Genomic DNA, 22,001 nt, shown 5'->3' with positions numbered 1-22,001 from the left:
AACTGATCGAAAAGGCAAATCACCGTGGGGGCGGATGCCCGCAAGCGCCGGCAATGCCCTCAAGCATCGGTGGTTCCCGTTGGCGGAACCGCGGCTCGCAGCGACTTCGACCCTGTGCGAGAATTGCGAGGGCGATGAACACAGGCTCCGCAGGGCGTCCACTTACGCATGGTTCCTCGACATGATCCTGGATTCAGCCAAACGCTGTTCGGCCGACGCGTTACCTCGTTCGACGATCGATCGCCGCCGGCCGGATCACCGGCTCGATAAACCGTGACAGAGGGGTAGGCTTGACCATCTCGGATCGATTGACGTCGCTCGGCTCGCGCGCTCTCGGGCTTGTTTTGTCCGGTCTCGCGGCTGCACTGCTGCTCTCGTTCGCGCTCTGGATCGATGAGCGCTTCGACCGGGATCCGGCTCCCGAGGCCGCGGTAACGCCCTCGGCCGGGACCCGCGCCGTCCTTGCGCACGCCTGGAGCCATTTCGAGCCCTGGACCGGAAGGTCAGTCAATTTCCATCCCGGAGCACCCCAAAACACGCGAGCCAGCCCGGTCGTGTTGGTTGCGGTTTGGGTCGGGCTCAGCCTTGTGCTCTTTGCCGCGATTCCGACGCGCCGAAGGCCCCGACTCCCGCCGAGCATCATTGGACTTCTCATCCTCTCGGGATGGCTGATCTTGGACGTGCGTTGGCAATGGGAGCTGTGGGAGCGCCTGAGCATGACGCGGGATCGGTACGCCGGATTGTCTTTCGATGAGCGCGTGCGCGCGGCCCCGGACGCCAGACTCGTCGAACTGGTGCAGGAGATCCGCGAACGACTTCCCTCGGACCCCACGCGGCTTTTGCTCCTGAGCGCGGATCCGCACGGGGCCTTGTCGTACCGCACTCGTTATCACCTGATGCCTCATCGGGTGCACGTTGGATTATCCGAGCTTTCCACCCCGACTCAGGTCGTTCCGGGCGATTACGTTCTCGTACTGTTGCCACTCAGATCCGTTCGGTTCGACCGAGCGAAAGGGCGACTCGTCGGGTCCGGCAGCGAGATCCCGGCAGAGCCGATCCATTCGATCCCTCGCTTCGGGACACTCTACCGAATCAAGGAGGGGTCTTGAGGTGAGCTCCTGGACCGCCGCCATTGCACTCGTCTTGCCCTGGATCGCGGGCGCCGCTTGGCTGCGGAGCCTGTGGCCTGAGCCGCCCCCCGGAAGATGGCCCGTCATCCTGGGTTACGGCTACCTGCTCGGGTGGGTCGGAGTCACGCTGTTGCTCCGGCTCTTCGACTTGTTCGGGTTGCCGCTCGCCCCGGTCCCGATCATGGTCATTTTGGTTCTTTTGACCGCGCTTGCTATCCACCGTATCTCCCGGCAGCCACGCAACGTTGCCGCCATCGATCGTCGACCCGAATCCCCTGCCTTCCCCATCTGGCAATCGGTTTTGACGGGTGCGATTCTGCTGTGGCTAAGCCTGCGCTTCATGGGCCTCGCACTCGAGGTTTGGTGGCAGCCGCTGTTTCCGTGGGACGCCTGGACGACCTGGACGCTGCGTGCGCGTGTTTGGGCGGACCTGTCCGAGTTGGCGCCTTTCATCTCGCCCGGGGCTTGGCTGATCGACACCACCGGTCGGGCCTACACCATCGAGGCATGGCACTATCCACCCACGGTCTCCCTGATTGCGGCCTGGCCTGTACTGGCATTCGGCACGTGGAACGAAACCCTTGCCAACCTGCCCTGGGCGGGTTGTTTCCTGGCGCTCGGACTCGGCTTCTTCGGGCAAGCACGCCGCTGGGGTGCGACACCGCTGACGGCCATGGTCTTTGTCTGGCTGCTGATGTCGCTCCCGCTGCTGAACACGCATATCGCGCTCGCCGGCTACGCGGATCTTTGGTTGGCGACAGCCCTCGGTTTTGCCTTCATGTCCTTTCTTCTTTGGATGCGCGACCAAGAACTCCGCGAGGGAGTGTTGGTTATCCTGCTGCTGCTGGCGTGCACGCTGATGAAGGTCGAGGGCCTGGCCTGGGCGACACTCTTCATCGCCGCCTGGCTAGCCGCCAAGCTGCGCGGCTTATGGCTGCTTGGCCTGTTGGCCGTCGCCGCAAGCATCGGCGTCGCCCTTTTGATGTCAGGCGGCGGTGCGTTCGAATTACCCTGGATTGGCCAATTCGCGTTGAGACCCGACTATATCGAGCTTCCGCATCTCGGGCGATTCGACTTAGTCCACATCGAGGCTTGGGAGCCGGTCATACGACATCTATTCATTTACGATAACTGGCACCTGCTGTGTTACCTAGTGCTACCGGCCATCGGCTGGGGAGCGGCTCACGCGATTCGTCGGGAAACCGATGCCTCCTTCCGTGCAGGCCTGGCATGGGTAGCGGCCGGACTCTTGGCATTATACATCCTCTTCTTCTGGACTGAAGCCGGCATCTGGGCGATCCAGGCAACAAGTACCAATCGGGTCTTACTCCATTTTGTCCCGGGCTTCGTGTTTTGGATCATGACGGTCTGGCTGCTCATACTCGTCAGGCGGGATAGAACCATACCGTTGATTGAAAAAGAAACGTTTGCAACCAATCGGTCGCTAAGGCAACCATCAGAAGCCTTGCAGCCGATGGATTCAAGATGATCGACTGGCCCGCTTGGAAAAAAATGGGGCTAAACGATTAGCCGTCTGCAGGCCGAAACCATTGCACCGATTCCTTTCTCGCGAGGCCAAACCTTTCCCTCCTGGCAAGACCGACAGGACCGCGCTGTTCATCTGCACCCAGCACTGGTTCTCCTCCCTCCAGGTCGGGATGCATCATATCTCCCGCAGTTTCTCCAAGGCAGGCTGGCGCGTCGGCTTCCTCTCAGCCCCGATCGGGGTACCCCACCTGCTCGGCGCCGGCGGCGACGCGAGCGAGCGCTGCGCGTCATCGCGCATGGGCGGCTCGCGGGATCCCGATTCAGCGGTCTGGCACTTCGTACCTTTCGCACCGCTCCCCTGGGGTGTATCCCCGATTTTTGCGCGCCGCTCATACGTCGCGCTCGCATGGCTGTCTGCCAGACCGGGCATTAGGAGAGCACTTCGCGGTGCCGGATTGCTTCAGCCCGACTTTGCCTGCGCGGACCATTTCCTGCACGAAGGGCTGCTGAAGGCGGCCGATCCGCGGATCAGCGCATTTCGCCGGGCTGACAACGCTGCAGGATTCCCCGGCGCACTTTCCGATTTCTCCCAGCGGGAGGCGGATTTCGCGCGCCGAAGCGATTTGACGATCGTCACAAATTGCAACTCTGCCCAAGAATTGGCCGAAAAGGGAGTCCCCCACACTCTTCTGGTTGAAAACGGCCTCCTCCTTGACCGCTTCCGAACCCAGCGCCCCTCACCAACGGAGTATGCCAGCGACGGTCGACCCGTCATCGTCTTTGTCGGCGCTGCAGATGCGAGGCTCGATCATGGTGCGATCCTTCGCGCCGTCAGCGCACGATCACATTACCTTTGGACCTTTATCGGACCGTTCGAAGGAGAGTTCGCGCGGCGACTACAAGGCGCAGGCGCGTTACTGCCGGGTCCCATTCCACACGACCGGTTGGCTGGATACCTCCAACATGCCAGGGTCGGCATCGTCCCGTTCTCCCAGACAAATGCCACCAACCTGATCCGCCAAGTCAGCTCGCTCAAGGTGTTCGAATATGCGGCATCCGGTCTTCCGATCGTCGGAACACGCGGGTGCCTCTATCCGAATGATCTGCCCGTTCCTCTCGCGATATGCGACAGCGAGCAACAGTTCATCGATGCAATCGACCGCTTCGTCGTCGCCGGGCGTCCCGCCCCTCCGAGTATCGACGCATTCGACCGCTACGACTGGCCCCAACGCCTTCGGCCGCTATTCGACTGGCTCGGCCCGCGCCTGGACGGTTGAGGCACAATGGTGACCATGAAACTCTTCGAAGAAACGCGCACGCGATTGCTCTGGCTGCTTCCGCTCGCCAAAACCATCCACAGGCTCACCGCGACACAGCTGATTGCGACGGTTACGATCTTCATCGTCGGACAGGTCTCTCTCGTCACGGCGATGTTCCTGCCACTCAAGGCCATTCTCCTGCTCGCAAGCAACGGAGTGCCTAGATACCTCTCCGGCTTCGTCACCCATGAAACCAAGGACGCCTTCATTGTCGTGCTGGTCATCGGCGCCCTGCTTGCATACGGAGTGTACATGCTGTGCGAAAGGATCATCGCCGACCAGTTGCGCCGTGGCGCGGCTCGTATACTCGCGCAAAACAAAAAACTCTGGTTATTCCCGAACGAACAGACCCTCATCCGCACCCACTACCTGCGCTTCTGCCGCATCGTCGCATCCGTGATCCTGTTCGCGCTCGCAACCGGACTCGGATTTCTAGTCGCCCCGCTAGTATTCTCTGCGGTCCTCGTCGTCGTCATCTTCGAATACGTGCTGGCAGACCGTTTCCTGCGTCGCGATTCTGCTTTCACAGCAATGATTGTGAAAACGTTCCGTGAAGATCGCTCGCGCTTCTTCACGATCCTGGCCAATCTGAACTTCCTGATCGGGTTCGTACTGCTGTTCGCGCAATTTCTATCCAGCGACAGTCGCAATGTCATTATCGCCATCTTGACCTTTCTGCTCCTGCGCCAGATGACAAATAGGCTCAGACTCGCGGTGCAGGACTTCATCGCCCTCTCGGACGATAGATACCGCATTAATCCACTGTTCCACACAAACATGCGCTACGCCCCGCCGGCCAATCGCCAACAGGAAAGCTTTCTGCAGGGAATGAGCCTGGAGCGGCGGAGCTTATGGATTCCGGACGTCTTGGCCAGCGTCACCGGCGCGAAGAGGACTGAAATTGCCCAAAGCCTATGGAACGACACCGCCAGCCTTGGCATCGCAGCCTTCGATATCCGCATGCGGCCCGGGGAAACGAAAACCTACGACTTTTTTCTTCGCTGCTTTTCCAGCACGCAGCAACACCTAGCGGAGCACGAGGCCAAGCTGTTCGAGAGCCCTACGCCTCCGTCGATCGCCCCCCGCTATCTCGGTCGATCCATGGTCGGCGACTCCATCGTCCACGTCTTCAAGGGACTACCCGCCGAACAACCGACCGGACCGGTATTCAACCGCCGCCTGCGCAAGCTGCTGCGCGCCTGCGAACAGACCCCGCTGAGCACGGACCTGCGGGACTCTTACCTGCGAACACACCGAACATTGTCGCAGCGCCTGGAAGCGGCCTTGATCGAGCGCCTCGGTTTAGCCGTAGAGAATGCGGCCGATCGGGAAGTCCTCGACTTCCTGCGCACCACACTGCCAGTGATCTCCCGAGACCTTGCCTCGCTTCCCATGGTTCTCGACAACAGCGACCTGACGCGGCCGTTCTGCCGCATCGATGACGAGGGAAACCTGATTGCCTGGGCATGGCATCGCTGGAAGATCGACGTACACACAGCTCGGACGCTCGACACAACGGAGGGCAAACCGCTGCGGCTCGAGCCGATGACCGCTATCCCCGAGGACCTGATGTACGGCGACACGGCAAGACGCATCCTTGCATCTCGCCTACTCTGTCTTGAAAGCGCCTCGCGAAGGGGCATGCTGCGTGAAGGGCTCGGTATCGCTCGCGAAATCAGGGGGATGTGGGAACGCCTTAGCGCCCCGCTGGAGTGCGCATCAACGAGTGAATGATTTCGGCCGCCTGAATCGCCCCGTTCACGCACGAGACAGTTTGATCGATTCGACCTTCGAAAGCCGCAGGGCACAAACGCCCTACGGCGGCCAAAAAGGCTTCGCGCGACACATCCTCGAGCACTTCGAACGCACCGAACGCGCACGCCCGGAAACATCGCCGAGCCTGGTCATCCGCCGCGGTCGCGGCGTTAGGAATGAAAATCGCCGGCAGGCCGAAGGCGATGGCCTCGTTCACCGAATTGTACCCGCCGGCGAGGACAGCCAGATCGAAGGCATTGAAATAGCGCGCGTTCGGAAAGTCGGTGATGACACGCTCCGCAGATGATGGCCACAAGCGCCGCAAAGCAATAGGCGAACGCCCGACAACAACACGAAAACCCGCATCCCGAAGCCATCCCACCACAGCGGATTCCAGTGTGCCGATTTGGTTGATGTTGCCGGCACCCAACTGCACGTAGCACACCGGCCGCCCCACATCGAGCGCAAGTGACTCAAGAGCCTCGCCGCGGGTCAACGCCGCGTCGCGATCAAGCAACAGAACCGGCGCTACCCGACTGACGCGATCGGATGGGCCGATCGCATTCGCATCGAGCGCTTCCCCCCACTCGGACGGTACGATCACCCTGTCGAACAGCGATTCCGCAGCACGCAACTTAGCCACCTTGAAGTCTCGCTTGAAAGCCCCCCGGCGCACCCAAACGAAGCGCAGCCGCCGTCGATAGAGGTTGATCACCCGACGCAGCCCGAGATAGGGCTCCCCGCCATCGAACACGAGGACCTCGGGGCGATGCAGCTGCATAACCTCCTCGGTCATGCGAAAGAAATGCATGTTCCAAGCCGCAGGACCGACAGCGGGCGCCACAAGCTCATACGATGGGATGTGATGGCATTGGTATCCTAGTTGATGAACCTGGGGCACCGCGATACTGGTGGTCAGAAAGACGATCTCGGACTCTGGAGCGCGCATCCGCAAGCGATCCGCGATCGCAAGGCAGCGCGTCAGATGCCCCAAACCTGCCCCGTTGATCGCCAGGAACATGACCCGCCCTGGCCGGCTTCGAAAGGTCAACGCACGAGCCGATGGAAACCGCGCCCAGGCTCCACGCAGAAGACCCGCCAAGAATTCATTCATGTCGCAACGCCATGACTCTGATCAACCAACGAACTCGGCCATGATTCGAGTCTGAAAATCCCTATAGCTCGTGTAATCCCCCTCAAGCCAGAGCAGCGATCTTCGCCCCTCGGCGCCTCTGGCCACATAAGGACGAATAGCGCCAGTCCCTGCTACCACCGTGCGAACAGACTGCACTGCACCATCCTCCGACAGACTCAATTCGTATAGCGAATAGGATTCATCGTCTCGCAAACGATAGCAGTGCAGTTCTTTGGTTCCGGCTGCGCGCTCACATCCAAACGGCTCATGAGCGTTCGAACTCAGCACCACACAAAACGGATTTTCTGGATCCAATGCCACCCCTCCAGCATAATCACGTTCCCTGTCATACAGAGGACGCCCTGCCCTAGCGATGCATTTGCAGTTCCATGCAACACCAGACCATCTGGCCCAGTAATACCAAATCCGATCATAGATCCACCCATCGCCGCCGAGATCCGTTCGACACACGGAAAAAACACAATAGGGCAAGCCGTTCTCATCGCTTGCGACATCCCATATCCAGGCGCGCCCATGTGGAATATAGTCGTCGATGGAACAGCCATCCGGCCATATCTCTTCCAAGTAAGTATAAATTCGCGTCCCCTGCTCACCAGCTTCGTGAAAAAGCGGCAATTCCTCAAAGACCTTTACCAAGGCTCCGTCAGAGCGAAAAAAGGCGTTATCCTTGAAATAAAGATGATAGATCGAGGTCGGAAAATTATTCGGGTGATGGTCGGTATAGACCATGTCGATCCTGCCATCCGCCCTGGAAGACAATCGTATGTAAGGACGGGTACGCCCTTGTCCTGCGCTTATCACATGCACAGGTTCGACCCAATGCTCCCCTCCATCGCAAGAGATACTGACCGAAGGATTCCAATTGATACAGCGATGGAAGTTGAGAATAGACCCATTAGCAAGCTGAAAGAGATTCGCGTAGGTGGTGCGTGCCGACACTTCGGTTAGTCGCTCATCCTCCCAATCAGACAACAAAACGGGCAGCGACGATTTCGATAAGCGGGAATGAAACTGCATGTTTGTGCCATGACGTGAATAGACGGCTAAGATTCGACCATCGTGCATCAACAACAGAGCTGGATTGTTGTGATCGTCACGCTCTCTGGACTCAACCGTACTGAGCACCACCTCGCTGCTGCTGGCAGACAGGAAGTCAAAACAAGTAACAGCCGTTGCGCCATCGCTTCTGACATAGCCGATAAGTAGGGATCCGTCCGGAAGATAAATCGCCCTTTGATCGTTAAACCACGTCCAAACTCCCCCCTGAACAACTAATCTTTGCATCTTACAACCTTGTAAACATAACCAAAAAGCGGATGGATCCGGCAATGATTGACGGCATCAAGATGAGGTTCCGATTTCGGCGCTCGACTTTACAGTATCAAGACACATGTCAAAAATCGATGGAAGTCTTGCCCAAAAGCTGACAAGCACGCGCCCCTCGCCGGCCACTCAGGGCGATTTGCTCAGGGTTCCAGCGTCCCTCCATTTCCACCGTCTTGATCCCCCCACCACCTTCGCGATACTCGCCTGCGACAACGGCGGTACCGTTTTGCACGGAAACGTTCCATACGTCGTAGTTGCGCTCCTTGGTCACATAATCACCTCTCACGATGAGAAAGCCTCCATCGGCCTCGCGGGCAAACATTCTTCTTTCAACGCCGCCACGAGGCCCTTCACATTTGAGCATCAGTGGAATTTCTCTCACCGCCACAGTTTCGATTTTAGGCACCCAGACTTCAGCCGTCTGTAGTCCAAGCGCCTCCGCGAGATAAGGTGATAAAGCCGACGAATAGGTCGCGCTCAGATGGTTAGGATCACGCCAGGCAACAATATTGCCGACAACGACCGAGCAAATCCAAGAGTTACAAATGTAATCTGTCATATCGACCAACTGGACCGAAGGCATCCGAGATGCCGCAAGTTTCAATGGATCGATCTCCGGCAAGGCTTTAGCTCGATCGACATGGCATTCCGACGCGGGTTTGGACGCCAGACAATCATCGGGCCGGAATGGCAGCCAAGGCGTATCAGCAATCGCGACGATTCGAATTCCATGCCGTTCGAGTGTGCTCCAAACGTCGAGCAAACCTTGCACGACAACCTGCTCCCCGTAACCCAGATAACGTGACAGACTGGTATAGACCTTACTGACTCCCTGCTTGGGCAATTCATCGAGTACGCGCGCTAGCCAGTCAGCACAACTTTCGTAGGGTCGCCCATTAATGTTTACAGCAAAATTACCAAACGGACAGGCTGACTTGGTATAGGTTAGCAGTCGCCAACCCTGAGTTTCGGCAATCCGTATGAGCGCAGGTGCCCATTGGGCGGCATGAGAATCGCCAACCAGAGCTACCACATGCTTTGATTCTGGATCGCCAAAAACGCAGCGCAAGGGTTCTGGTGCGGTTTGATTCTGATGACACCCAAGTTTGAGCATTGGCGGACGGTCACTCGCCAGCGCACTCAGAGATGGAACCGGTGGCACACCCGTAGGTGCTTCGATACCCTTGACCAGAATATCTGGCCCTGGATAACTCGATGCCGCCAGAGACGATTTCGGAATCTCTACATCGATCAACATCGCACTCACGCTTCCAGCACCGAGTATGCAAAAGCCAATCGATGCGGCCCCCAGCGCCAGGGTGCGCTGAACGCGCAAAGTGCCCCGTCTGAAACGCTGCTCCACATGCTCATAAGACAGATGTGCCAACAATAGGGTTGTGGCAACCAACCCCGCGCCACCGACCAAACTCATCTCTCCGAACACAAAGTCATACCAAACGACCAGTGGCCAATGCCAAAGATAGATCGAATAGGATCGATCACCGACCCACTGCATGAATCCATTCCGCAGAACGCCAGCCGGACCGGGTATCTGCCGACCGGCAAAGATGACCAGAGCAGCACCGACGGCGGGCAGTAGCGCAATGTAGCCCGGAAACACGCTACCGCTATTCAGCAGAAAGGCCGCCGCCGAAATCATAATCAGGCCAACAAATCCATAGGCTGCGGCCCATTGGCGCAACCCATTCACTCCAGGCAAAAGCAATGCGAGCAAACCACCGAGCGCGAGTTCCCATGCTCGCGTGTGCGTAAAGAAATAGGCTTGCTCAGGGCTCGTTGGCGTGAGCCAGATCGAAGCGGCGAGCGACGCCAGGAAGACCGCTGCCATTGCTAAAGCAAGGCGCACTCGCAAGGACACCGCCGAAAAGGCTGAGCCAGCCGCCAGCAACATCATAACTGGCCAAAAGAGATAGAACTGTTCCTCGATTGATAGTGACCAGAAATGCTGTAGCGGACTCGCGGCGTTGTCCGCCCCCCAGTAATCAACGGCGGATATGGCTAACCACCAGTTCTGCAGATAGACGCTCGAGGCAACAACCTGATGTGCAATCGGTTCCCAACGGGATGCTGGGAGGACCAGCAGCGAGCCGGCGAGCGTTGCCATCAGAACCAAGGCGGCAGCCGGAAGTAAGCGCCGGGCGCGACGCGCGTAGAAGGCGGCAAGACTGAGGCGCCCGTCGCGCTGAAGCTCACGCAGCAGCGCGCCGGTAATGAGGTACCCCGAAATGACGAAAAAGACATCCACGCCCACATAGCCGCCCGGGATACTTTCCGGCCAGATGTGAAACACCAGGACCAACAATACCGCAATGGCTCGCAAGCCTTGGATTTCTGCAATCATCGACTAAGACACCCGAAGCTCGGCGGCAAACGCCTCGTAAGTCGCGGGACACACAGTATCCCGCGTCCTCGGCGACTCGTTATCCAAAGTTCTTTTGGTAATGAACGCAAGCCCGCATTTGCTTCATTCCCCTTCTCCCAAGAACAACGCGATTAGCCGCTGGGCGAGCTGAGCGGCGGCAGCCACGGACTCATCGACATCCTGCTGGTCGGTTCGGTGATTCGTGATAGCAGCCCTCAGCACAATGCGGCCATCGACCATGGTGGTTGAAAACACGGCGCTTCCAGCGATCTGCAGCTCTTGAGCGATGCGGACGTTCAACTGATCCTGAGCATCGGCCGCCAAACCCTGCGGTGCGGCGCGAAAACAGCACACATTGAGTCGAACCGGAGCGGCCAACTCCAACTCTGGTGCGGTCGACACACACTCCGCCATGCGCAACGCGAGTGCGCAGTTACGAGAGATAGTCGCGCCGAAAGCGGCACTGCCGTGCAAACGCAGCGCGGCCCAGACTCGCAGCGCACGAAAGCCCCGCGACAAGTCAATGCCATAGTCGAAGAACCAAGGTTCGCCTCCCCCCAACCCCCAAACCTGATCGGCCAAATAGGCGGGCCGCCCGGCAAATGTCTGTCGGTGGAGAGCTTCATCGCGTATCAGAACCGCTCCGCAATCGTATTGGACATACATCCACTTATGGAAATCAAAGGCAACCGAATCGGCCTGTCCAATGCCAGCCGCAAGGCGGTTCCAGGGCGCGTCAGCAAGGACGACCCAAGCGCCAAACGCTCCATCGATGTGAAACCACAGCTCCCGCTCTCGGGCGAATCCAGCCAGCGCTTGAAGGTCGTCGAACTCACCGCGATCAACGGATCCTGCCGTCCCGATCAAACAGAACGGAACACGACCGGCCTCACGATCACACTCTACGGCTTCGTGCAAACAAGCCATGTCCATTGCACCTGCATCATCCAAGGGAATCCTGCGCAAGGCATCCGCGCCGATCCCCAACAATTCGAGCGCCTTGATGATCGCGATATGAACACCTTCACGCGCATAGGCCGCCAGGGCAGGACCGTTTCGTAACCCTTCCCGCCTCGAGCCGGCACCAAGGGCGCGCGTTCGAGCTACTGCCAGCGCGATCACCGTCGCCTGCGATGTCCCTGTCACCAGCACGCCATTGGCCTCGTCCGGAAAGCCGAACGTCCGTTTGCACCAGTCGATAACCGCACGCTCGACGTATACAGCGACGTGATCCCGCCCGCCACAATTGCTGTTCATCGTGGAAGCAACAAGATCCGCCAGAACCCCAATCGACAGTCCCGTTCCGTGCACCCAGCCGAAGAAGCGGGGATGTGTGTTCCCGGTTCCAAAGGGCAGGATGTCGGCTAGCAATTCATCCGCGACCTCGGACAAGGCGCTTGGACTTGAGGCATCGTCGAGCCCCAATCGCTGTTTAATACCATCCGGCACTGGGCGCCATGGGCGCTCACGGGCGTTTTGCAGATGATCGACGCAAACGTCCAGCAACCGGTGTGCCTGCACACGATACTCATCCCAGTCATCCGGGTCCAAGGCCGATTGCTTTATATTCTGCTTTTGCATTGTTCTGGACCCTCAGTCGGACATCCGCTCACGAATTTTCCACCATTGCCCAGCCAGTAGCTCGATCTTCGCGAATGCTCGTTGCGCATCGGTGATTTCTGACTCGAGTGCCGCGCGCCGGACCAAAGGCTTGGCATGGCCCACGGCGTTAAAAAATCGGGCCCCAAGCACGAAGCGAAGAACCGCGATCGAAGAGTCGCCGTGGCCCAAAATCACCGGCTGCCCGATATGCACAGGTTGACGCGCAAGCCCCATATCGCGTACTGAAGACGCCTCGACAAAACTGGAGCAATCCTTGTTGAGCAAGTCGAACAGGGTCTGGCAATCCTTCGTGCCAAGTGCGCGACGCGATCCATCCGCCTCCCTCGCCAGCAGTTCGAATGAGAAGATGTAATTAGCAAGTGCATGTGCACCTGCGGCCTCTTCCGCTCGCTCACTATCGATGAGGCGTGCCGCCTCGTTGGCGCCGATGGAATCCAGCAATCTCAAGCGAAATTGCTCGTAGGCCCAGTTCCTCAGGGATACGGGAAGCAACTCGAACAGACGCGCTTCCAGCAGAGCCGGGAGCCAGCGGAACACCGGCCCGTAACTGAAAGACGCCGTTTCGCATAGCTCGTCAGAGGGCCAGCGCTTGAGCCAATTGCCAGGGCCGCCAAGAGTGGGCGTGAGGCGCAGCCGCCGTTCCAATTCGGTATCCCGGTCGCGGAATCGGTCCGGTACTACCAAGGCACCGGAAAACGGAGGACCAGTCAGGAATTTAGATCCAGAAACCTGTAGTACATACCCTTTTCTGCACAGCGCGCCAAGTTGTTGAAAATCCGCCCGCATTTGACAAGCATCGACAACGATATCCAACCGCCCTGGCCACCTGCCAAGCACTGCATCCAGGGTTTCAGGACTGGGAGCGTCAACACCAGTCTTGGAGCACAGCACCGCATGTGCGATGACCTGGCTGCCATCACGGATGGCACACTCACAGGCATTGATGAACAAGCGATCAACTTGGTCGATGGGCAGTAACTTACCGTCCGAGGAGCGAATCGGCACCTCGACAGTAACGATTTGCCCATCTCGCCACACCGGGTCGCCCTTCTCGACACTATCCCCGTTCGATGCCACATCGTCGAAGTAGTGTCCCGCCGCCGCCAACACCGTCCCGCGACCTACCTCGTCCGGTGCCATGACGATGTTGACCAGCCGCTCTCCCGAGGCCGCCGCGCGAGCCAGCAACACCGCAAGGAGCTCGGTATCGGTGCCGGAGGGTGAAATAGCAACGTCAACCTCGCGCTCGGAAAGGCCCAGGAGATCGATTATTTCGCGCGCCATGATCCGGAGCATGGCGTAGTAGAGAAAATGTCCATGACCGGGCTGGAATTGCAGAAAACGCCGAAACAACTCACACAGCACAAAGCCGTGCTCGCTGATGGGCGAGGCGGTCGAGGACGAGAAATGGATCGCGAACGGCCTTGGGCAGGGAGGGACACCATAGCGATTCTGCCCGCTGTCGGCATCCAACGCCAATCGGCTGTCTCCGCCCGAGATCAGAAGGTCTTCGACGGTTACTGTGAACTCAGGCATGATCGTCGGCGCCGTCTCGTCAGCCTCGCCGAGACCTTCGGAAAAGAGGCAAGTCTTCAACCATTCCGCAATTTCGCACGGCGTTTCGTCATGACTCCGTATCGAAAGCAAGGCACAGGCCACGTCAGCGGGCAGACATGCGCAGAAATGACGCGCGGAAGCATCCGGCAAGTGCGCAAACAACGCTCGGCCATGCCGCGCTAGTCCTATCCATCCGGAAGAGCCGACCGCCCCGTGCGTCCGATAACGCAGGCATTCGATACCCCAGCGCGCGGCGGCAGCTAGGGCTGCGGCATCGGTCAGCAATTTGTCGGACAGCATCACCAAATCGTCATCGACGACCCGGAATGGTTGAGCGTCGAGGAATCCAGGCGCAAAACGACAGGGGGCGATAGGCAACAGGGCCGCCATGGCTGGATCTTCTCGCAAGGCCCTACCCAGAGTTGGATGGGAAATCTCGGTGAGAAGCCCCATTTCCTGATCGGTATCGACGGCATTAGGCGCGAAGCCAGCCTCGCGCACGAGATGGCGAAAATACGCGAGCGTTCTATCGAAAACACGACACTCATCCAATCGGTCAAATGCGCCAAACGGGGTGACGCCATCGTTGAGAGATGTCACCAGGTTGCCTCGTATATTTCGCGATAAGTATCGAAGGACTTTCCTTGCAGCAGATCCTTGAACAGACGAGCCTCGGCGTCAATGAACATCTTGCCCAAAATGACATCCAGATCCGGGGTCATCACGCCATCTTTATAAATCGAGCCGGGGTGCGGCGTAATCTCTCCAAGATACAGTCCATTACTACCCCGCAGAAAATCGATTCTAAGGAAAGGGACAGGAGAGGCGAGTGAAATTCGATTACTGTAATCGCGAAGCTGATCCGGGATACCTAAACTGGACAGTCCAGCACCCTTGAAGCGCAATTTAACGACATTACCTAATTCATCATAAGCGGATTTTCTTACCGCCCCCCCAGCACTAAATGGGAAAGCAGTCTCGAGGAAAAGACCTACCTTGCCATAGAAAGTAAAAACCTTTAAATTGCGTGCGATTCGACCGTCGTCACTCAGAATAGCCCGCTCAACAACCCATCGATCAAAAGAAATTTTCTTATTCTTCCCGGCCACTTCTAAGCTCACGCCATCACAAAGGGAAGAGTAATATTTTCCAGAGCTAACTGAAAATATCTCACAATTGCAATTAATATAAAAAACACCATTTGCCGCACAGCCAGAGTATGGCTTAACTATAGTCTCTGGTATTATCGGAACGTTTTCAAGGCAAAACGTATCACCATAATTTTCCGGTACCGGCACATTAAAGAATTTTGCAAAACTTCTATCCTTATCTTTAGGATTTTTTCCGCGAGCAAGATTTTTAACACCAATATTCAATAAAGCATTCTTTTGCCTAATTAGATGATTAACAGATGACGCCAGGGAATACCCTCCATCATGCATTCGATATTCCTGCATTAAGCTTTCGGGAACATCTCTAGGAGAAAGGCAGGCATACAAATTCCGTAGGGCATCGAATTTCTCTGCGGAATTATTAGTTAATCGGATTTTACGCAACTCTTTGACGACAAAATCTTTTGAAGACCAAAATGCTAAAACAACCTGCTCAATATGACGATTTTTATTCAAAGTTATCTCTCCATCAAACAAAAAATCTATTTATCAGCTAGATGATTCAACTCGACAGAGATCCACTGAGAAAAAGAATCGTAGCCAAAACGCTCTTTAGCAGCAGAGAGAGTTTGCTCCCGTACCGAGTCAAAAAACGCACGGTCGGTACGCATACGCTCAAGCACTTCGCGTACCTCCTCGGGTGCGCAATACACCGGACCTGCACCAAAAACTTCTTGGAATTTCTCGGGCAAGACAACAGCGCAACCGCCAGCCATGGCTTCGAGAATAGAGCGCCCGAAAGCCTCGACCGTTGTCGTATGATCGAAATAGACGAACACATCAATACTATCTAGAAAATCACGCGGCGACACCGAACCATAAGGCCGCAACAACCAGCCACTCGGAACATGGCTGTCCCCGCCGAAAATCTTCGGCACGGTCTTTATCCCACCCATCATATCGACAACGAAGTCTCCTTCAGACGGATAAATCTTCAACATCGTTTCTGACGAATCCGGAAACTTCATGTCCGTATCGCGCGAGTATCGACCAATCCGCAACTGAGTTCCGGTTCGCTTTCGGCGAGTGCCGGACCACTCGGCGGGATCTATGATTCCTGGATTATCTCTCTGAACAAGCAGATTCGACGGCAACAATGGCTCAATGGCACGTCGCACAAGCGGACCTTGAGGCATCCAGAGTGGATCTACGCCAAACAACTGACGGGCATTTCGCACGCAGTCCGCGACTAAATAGCGCAAGTCAGCACCGTCTTCCTCGGAGGGAGCTTGGTTCGCAACGACGAAGGCACGATCAATTTTCCAAGCAAACGGCTGACGTTGGGTGAACTGCAAGATCGGAGGATAACGAAGCAAAACCAAGCGGGCTCTAAGAGTATCGCACGGGAGCACCTCCTCGACTTTCCCGGCATATAGAAATTCCGCGATCGGGGGGTAATAGTACTCTGAATGAGAACTGCGCATGAAACGAAACGGCTCCATATTGCAGATTGCCATCTTCATTCCTTTTTCTTGCAGAACTTTAATTTCTTGCAGCATAGAATTTTGCGGCCCACCACGACTCACCCAATCACCCACAAATATTACATCGTACACAGAGTGGTTTTCGAATTTACGCGGGAGATAAGATCTTGGAGCAGGAAAAGGTCGTGAGCTTAAGTCTCCATCCAATCGAGGCGATGTCTCGCCAAGACGAATTAGGTTATGCCAATATAAGTAGGCACGACGATACATGCTGCGGCTAGATGCACGCCACCCTGGCTTGAAATCCCCCCGCGAGAGGGATTTGTCGTTTCTGCGAATCAAGGCAAGTGGAAACTCTAACCTCGAAATCGGCTGACCAAAAGCTGCTGTACAGCGATGGACTAGTTCATTATCCGCCGCTTTCCGAACAGTGTCATATCTGCCAAGACGTTCCAGTACAACCTCGCGACGAAACATCAATGAAGATGCGTTGACATCAATTGCCTTGCGCCCAAAGGACGCAAATCGGAGGGATGACGAAACGAATAAGGCACTACTTTGGTTAGCTATCGCTTTTGGATCAGTGCGTAATGCGCTGACTTGTTTTTCGATACGATGCGGATGACTCCAATCGTCGGCATCCTGACCGGTGACAAATTCCCCCTGCGCGATCATCAGGCCAGCGTTTCGAGCGACATAGGTTCCGCAGTTCTCAGGCTGGCGCAGCAGGCGAATTCGGCTATCGAGTTGTACACTCTCATCGATCCAATGGATCGAATCAGGGTCGTCCGACGCGTCGTCAACGAGCAGGATTTCGATGTTTCGATAGGTTTGAGCCAGGAGCGATCGAATCGAAGTCAACAGTCCTTGGTCTGGGTTGAATGCCGTCACGATAATCGAAACCAGTGGTCCCTCTACCGAACCGGCAGGTGTATCGCAGATAACCCGGTCGAAAGGGGACAGCGTGTCGTCATCGATCAGCGCTAGCGGCTCCAGGCCGTGTTCAATGAAATGGCGATTGAAACCCATGAGCCATTCTTGTTGATCTCCATCGCCTTCCCAAGGGTTCGAGAGATCGAGTGTTGCCCGTTTGCGTGCCTCACCACGTAGCATCCCTCCAGTAATTAGGGCTTGAGCCAAATCCCGTCGTCCTGCTGCTACGGCAGCATCGAAAAAAACCAAACCGAAGCGCCGAAGGATCGGCTCAGCTTCTGCTATGCCCAAGAAGTGGCTGACCAGATCCAGTCCATTCACAAGCTCGCCGAGTTGAGCCTGCTGCACAATCAGGATGCGTGCGAACCGAACAGCCCACTCAGGATCAAGTCGCGTGCGAATCTCAAGGGAAGCGGTCTCGGCATACTGAGGCGCGCGCGCATGCTCGAGCAGGGCCGTCAAGCCACGTTCGTCCAGGCGGCCGTGACTCGCCCGCCAGATGACAAGCTCCCGACCATTGAGTGAATCGTTCCGCAGAATCGTGGCATCAAGAGCAAAAGGGGGCTTGCGGTCAGCAATCGACAGATAATCACCATAAAGCCTTGCCCGGCCAACCGACTCCTTGGTACTTACAGCAGACGACTGACTTTGAGCCGCTCCCTTGTTGGCCTGCCCCTCTCGTTTTGGGCGTTTCCGAGCTAGGCTCGGAAGTGGGGGCTTCTTCGGCTCAGGTAGATTTCGATAAGCGCGGACGAGTTCAACAGGCATTCGAATCCATCCGGCCGGAGAGACAAGGTTACGTCCTATCACCGTTCCAAACCGCAATGAGAGGCTGCTGCGCAGCACATTGATCTCGTCGTAGGCGCGCCGCAGTCGATCACGCAGTGTCTCGATCTGATGATCTCGCTCATCAATGCTGGAGTTCATGTCAGCCAGCGCCGCGCGTAAGTCTGTTGCCTCGCCACGGCTCGCCTCCGCCATCCCCTGCGCCTCAATCACACCCAATTTCAGCTCCTCAAGCTGACCGCGCAGCGTTTCGCTCTCCAGGGCTTGCCTGACGACCAGTTCGCGGGCCTCCGACAGGCCCTTTCGTAAACCATGAGCAACCTTTTCGTAAGCGGCGCGTTTCGCGTCATCTTCCTCAGCGCGACGGATCGCACTAACCTGGGACTCGCTCAACTTCTTTTGAAGCTCCATTGCCTCGTCGCGCGCATCGGTCAGCTCACGTCTGATCGTGGACAGTCTGGTTTCGACTTGGACATGAAGCGCGCGCGCGATCTCGGGAATCGCCGTCGCGAGATCAAAATCGGCGTCACCTCGGCTGGCAACCGCTCTCGTGATCACGCTTTCAACGGCGGCCGTCAGTGCGTCCTGATTCGAAACCGATTCGAGCTGCTCTAGCCCATCATGCCGCGTCCAATCAAGCCGCAACGGCCGATGGCGAAATTCCGACAGCGACTCCATGCGCCCGAGACCCGGATCTTCTTCCCGCCACCGAGCCGCAATCCGCTGTTCCTCCTCCCGCCCTGCGTCATCGAGCAGAATGCACGTCGAGGGGGCGAAGTAGCGCTTGAGCAGGGGATGAGCCGGATAGCGCGCCATGTCTCCGGTTGCCTTCGGCGGACCATCGACCAGCAGGAGTTCTGCGCCGCATTGGGCGCTGGCTGTGTCGAGAATGGGCCAGGGGATGTCATACCAGCGGAACGCCTCATCGCCGAAACGGTAGGTACGCAAGGGCGCGTAGACCAGATCGACACGGTCGGCCAAGCCCTGTGCCTGGAGTAGCGCTGCTGTCTTAGCCAGGTAGGTCTGCTCATGCTCGAAGGCCAACAGACGACCGCGACTGTTCTTCTCGAGGGCCGAGGCAATGACGACGGTGGAGACGCCGGATCCCAGCTCGATGACCAGATTGGGCTGCTCCGCACGTACGTACTGGAATAGCCACCAAGCGAATTCGGGGGAGACGGTCCAGCCCGTCGTCATCGCCGCAAGCGGCTCCGGATCCTTGAAGACGTGTTGCTGCAGCAGGGGCAGGTAGATGGCATCCAGTTGGATGTCTCGACGGAGTGCATCGTGTTCGCGCTTGAGCGATTTGCGCAGGGCTGCAAGGTCGTCCTTCGTTCGGTCGTTCTGCATGGTCTCGAAACCGCGGCTTATGGGTGTGGTGGATGCTGTGTCGGTTTTAGAGACGGAGATCCGCTTCGTCCCGAGGCAGGGCATATTTAAGGTCGTAGAGGATATGCCCCGGTTTGCCGAAGTCGCGTATGCGATCGGCGCCGAGACGCCTGAAGTCGTCATGTGCGACCGCGATGATGATGGCGTCGTAGGCACCGGCAGTGGGCTTCTCGCACAGTACCAGGCTGTATTCGGCCTCGGCCTGCCCCGGATTGACCCAGGGGTCGCAGACATCCACTACAACGTTGTAATCCCGCAGCTCGCGCACGATGTCGACAACGCGGGTGTTGCGCAGGTCCGGGCAGTTCTCCTTGAAGGCGAGGCCCATGACGAGTACGCGCGCGCCATCGACATGGATGCGCCGGCGCACCATGGCCTTGACGAGCTGGGACACGACATAGGCGCCCATTGCGTCGTTCAGGCGCCGTCCGGCGAGGATGATCTCGGGGTGGTAACCAATCGCTTCGGCCTTGTGGGTGAGGTAGTACGGATCCACTCCGATACAGTGTCCACCCACGAGCCCGGGGCGGAACGGCAGGAAGTTCCACTTCGTCCCGGCCGCCTCCAGCACTGCCTGCGTGTCGATGCCCATGCGGTTGAAGATGATGGCCAGCTCGTTGATCAGGGCGATGTTCAGATCCCGCTGGGTGTTTTCGATGATCTTGGCCGCTTCAGCCACCTTGATACTCTCGGCCTTGTGTGTGCCGGCAGCGATGATACGCGCGTAGAGCGCATCGACGAATTCCGCAGCCTCGTGGGTGGAGCCGGAGGTCACCTTTTTGATGGTGGCCACGCGATGCTCCTTGTCGCCGGGGTTGATGCGCTCGGGGCTGTAGCCGACATGGAAATCCCGATTGAAGCCCAGACCCGAGACGCGCTCGAGCACCGGAACGCATTCCTCCTCGGTCGCGCCGGGATAGACTGTCGATTCGTAGATGACGATGTCGCCCTGCTTGAGCACTCGACCGACGGACTCCGAGGCACGCAACAGTGGCCCCAGATCGGGCCGCCGGTGGGCGTCGATCGGGGTTGGCACGGTAACGATAAAGACGTTGCAGCATGCGATGTCCGACAGATCCGCCGTGAACGCGAGACGATCGGCCCCGCACAGTTCCTCGGGGGGTACTTCGAGCGTCGCATCCTTACCGGCTCGCAGCTCCTCGATGCGGTGAGCGTCGATGTCATACCCTGTTACTGGAAGCACCTTGGCAAATTCTACCGCCAATGGTAATCCAACGTAGCCGAGGCCGATGACGGCCAGTTTGATTTCCTGCTCAGGAAGAGACGACACTGACTCATTCTCCACTCAAAAAAGGTGTACCGAAAAATGGCTTGCTCATAAACCCGGTCAGGCCGCCGATCGTAGCCGTAGGGTGGACACGCGCAGCGCAGTCCATCAGCGGCGGCGCGGGGTTCGGCGAACTTCGCTCTCGCTCGTCCACCCTACGGCCTGGATTACGAAGAACGCCGGCAAGAATAAGGCTTAGACCAGATCGACAGTTTTCCGAATCGCCGAAACAAAACGCTCACTCGAGAACTGCTTGGCTCGCTCCTCGCATTCGGAACGCATATTTTGAAAATGCTCGGGCGTCGTGTTTCGCACGGTATCCATCAACTGCTGTTCAAGATCTTTAGGGCCAAGCAGAAAACCTGTTTCTTCAGGCAAGACCGTCTCGAGTAACCCGCCCTCCGCGACACCGATGACCGGCTTTCCTGCGGCCATCGACTCAACCGGCGACATTCCGAAATCCTCGTCAAGAGGAATATAGATCGTTGCACGTGACCGGCCGATAAGCTCACGTAACGCGCCGGCACTTTGCCAGCCGACGAAACGGATATTTGGTGCATTCTCAGCCATGCGGAAAAGCCGGGATTCATCACTACCTCCAGAAGCGACAACGAGTTTGCATTCGGGCATCTGAAGGAAGGCGCTTACAACAAGGTCGACACGTTTATAGGGCTCCAGTCGCGCGGTAGAGAGGAAATAATCGCCCGACTCAAGCCAAGTGAACCCCTTTGTATCGCACGGCGGGTGAATGACAACGGAATCGCGCCCCAGATAGCGCAGGATACGGCTGCGTACATTCTCAGAATTCGCAATCAAAGCGTGAATGCGTGAAATGGCCTTTTCATACCGAGGCTGAATATACTGAATTAATGCGCTCAGTAACGGACGCTGCCAGTGCGGCAAAGCCCGCATGTAGTAATCACGCAAATCGTAGATGAAACGCGGAAGCGCATGGCAGTAATAAAAACTACGAGTCACATTACTATGCAGTGCTGCAAGCGGCGCGACGCTTCCACTATAAACCACCCAGTCATAATCAGCTAGTAACGGTTCAAAAACTAGTTAAACATTTTAACAAGCGAACCCATTTGGATCGACGAGGTAGTTCCATTGTCCGTTCACGCAATCGTGGCGAATGAACCGATCCTTGACGTCGCGGAAGGTGTCGGAACACGCACGGCCGATCTCGTAGGTCGCGTCGAGGATCCGCGCGGTCACGCTCAACCCCGTTTGTGTGCGCGTCTGCTCGACGGTGCGCAGAGCCGTCTGCGG

Annotated in this window: 14 protein-coding genes; 4 read left to right on the top strand and 10 right to left on the bottom strand. The window is 57.3% G+C overall.

All coding sequences use genetic code 11. The features are described from left to right. The first annotated feature begins 290 nt into the window (after window positions 1–290). The 4 genes from THIMADRAFT_RS23465 (at window position 291) to THIMADRAFT_RS23450 (ending at window position 5,671) form a co-directional block, all read left to right on the top strand. Window positions 291–1,109: a hypothetical protein gene (locus THIMADRAFT_RS23465; protein ID WP_007195634.1), complete on the top strand. Its 819-nt coding sequence runs from the start codon at window positions 291–293 to the stop codon at window positions 1,107–1,109. 1 nt (window position 1,110) lies between these two features. Then, a complete protein-coding gene (locus THIMADRAFT_RS23460; protein ID WP_007195633.1) occupies window positions 1,111–2,619 on the top strand; it encodes a hypothetical protein in 1,509 nt (502 codons plus the stop codon). A 61-nt stretch (window positions 2,620–2,680) separates the two neighbouring features. Further along, a complete protein-coding gene (locus tag THIMADRAFT_RS23455) occupies window positions 2,681–3,895 on the top strand; it encodes a glycosyltransferase family protein (protein WP_040734027.1) in 1,215 nt (404 codons plus the stop codon). A gap of 15 nt (window positions 3,896–3,910) precedes the next feature. Continuing rightward, window positions 3,911–5,671, top strand: a complete 1,761-nt coding sequence (locus THIMADRAFT_RS23450) for a hypothetical protein (protein WP_139052985.1) — start codon at window positions 3,911–3,913, stop codon at window positions 5,669–5,671. Here the strand turns inward: THIMADRAFT_RS23450 and THIMADRAFT_RS23445 are convergent. The 10 genes from THIMADRAFT_RS23445 to THIMADRAFT_RS23410 form a co-directional block, all read right to left on the bottom strand. After that, window positions 5,634–6,713 (bottom strand): glycosyltransferase, encoded by a 1,080-nt coding sequence (locus THIMADRAFT_RS23445; RefSeq protein WP_007195630.1) that lies wholly within the window; start codon window positions 6,711–6,713, stop codon window positions 5,634–5,636. The two genes, THIMADRAFT_RS23450 and THIMADRAFT_RS23445, sit on opposite strands and share 38 nt — an antisense overlap. 114 nt (window positions 6,714–6,827) lie before the next feature. After that, entirely contained in the window at window positions 6,828–8,132 is a 1,305-nt protein-coding gene (locus THIMADRAFT_RS26165) for a BNR-4 repeat-containing protein (protein WP_007195629.1), read from the bottom strand. 109 nt (window positions 8,133–8,241) lie between these two features. Further along, window positions 8,242–10,536, bottom strand: a complete 2,295-nt coding sequence (locus tag THIMADRAFT_RS23440) for an acyltransferase family protein (protein ID WP_007195628.1) — start codon at window positions 10,534–10,536, stop codon at window positions 8,242–8,244. Between the two features lie 123 nt (window positions 10,537–10,659). Beyond that, window positions 10,660–12,138 carry a pyridoxal phosphate-dependent decarboxylase family protein gene (locus tag THIMADRAFT_RS23435; protein ID WP_007195627.1) on the bottom strand — a complete coding sequence of 493 codons (1,479 nt, stop codon included), beginning with the start codon at window positions 12,136–12,138 and terminating at the stop codon, window positions 10,660–10,662. A 12-nt stretch (window positions 12,139–12,150) separates the two neighbouring features. Further along, window positions 12,151–14,337 carry a hypothetical protein gene (locus THIMADRAFT_RS23430; protein ID WP_007195626.1) on the bottom strand — a complete coding sequence of 729 codons (2,187 nt, stop codon included), beginning with the start codon at window positions 14,335–14,337 and terminating at the stop codon, window positions 12,151–12,153. Beyond that, window positions 14,334–15,365: an ATP-grasp fold amidoligase family protein gene (locus THIMADRAFT_RS26160; protein WP_139052984.1), complete on the bottom strand. Its 1,032-nt coding sequence runs from the start codon at window positions 15,363–15,365 to the stop codon at window positions 14,334–14,336. Before THIMADRAFT_RS26160 ends, THIMADRAFT_RS23430 begins: the two co-directional genes overlap by 4 nt. A gap of 26 nt (window positions 15,366–15,391) precedes the next feature. Beyond that, entirely contained in the window at window positions 15,392–19,402 is a 4,011-nt protein-coding gene (locus THIMADRAFT_RS23425; RefSeq protein WP_007195624.1) for a glycosyltransferase, read from the bottom strand. 46 nt (window positions 19,403–19,448) lie between these two features. Further along, complete coding sequence (gene tviB / locus THIMADRAFT_RS23420) at window positions 19,449–20,732, bottom strand: Vi polysaccharide biosynthesis UDP-N-acetylglucosamine C-6 dehydrogenase TviB (RefSeq protein ID WP_007195623.1); 1,284 nt, start codon at window positions 20,730–20,732, stop codon at window positions 19,449–19,451. A gap of 192 nt (window positions 20,733–20,924) precedes the next feature. Beyond that, window positions 20,925–21,755: a glycosyltransferase gene (locus THIMADRAFT_RS23415; RefSeq protein ID WP_007195622.1), complete on the bottom strand. Its 831-nt coding sequence runs from the start codon at window positions 21,753–21,755 to the stop codon at window positions 20,925–20,927. A gap of 45 nt (window positions 21,756–21,800) precedes the next feature. Next, on the bottom strand, window positions 21,801–22,001 hold a 201-nt coding region (locus tag THIMADRAFT_RS23410; protein WP_007195621.1), incomplete at its 5' end, for an ISAzo13-like element transposase-related protein.

Origin of the sequence: Thiocapsa marina 5811, from assembly GCF_000223985.1 — a bacterium.
In the GTDB taxonomy this organism is placed as follows: domain Bacteria; phylum Pseudomonadota; class Gammaproteobacteria; order Chromatiales; family Chromatiaceae; genus Thiocapsa; species Thiocapsa marina.
This window is presented reverse-complemented; position numbering and strand designations above follow the sequence as displayed.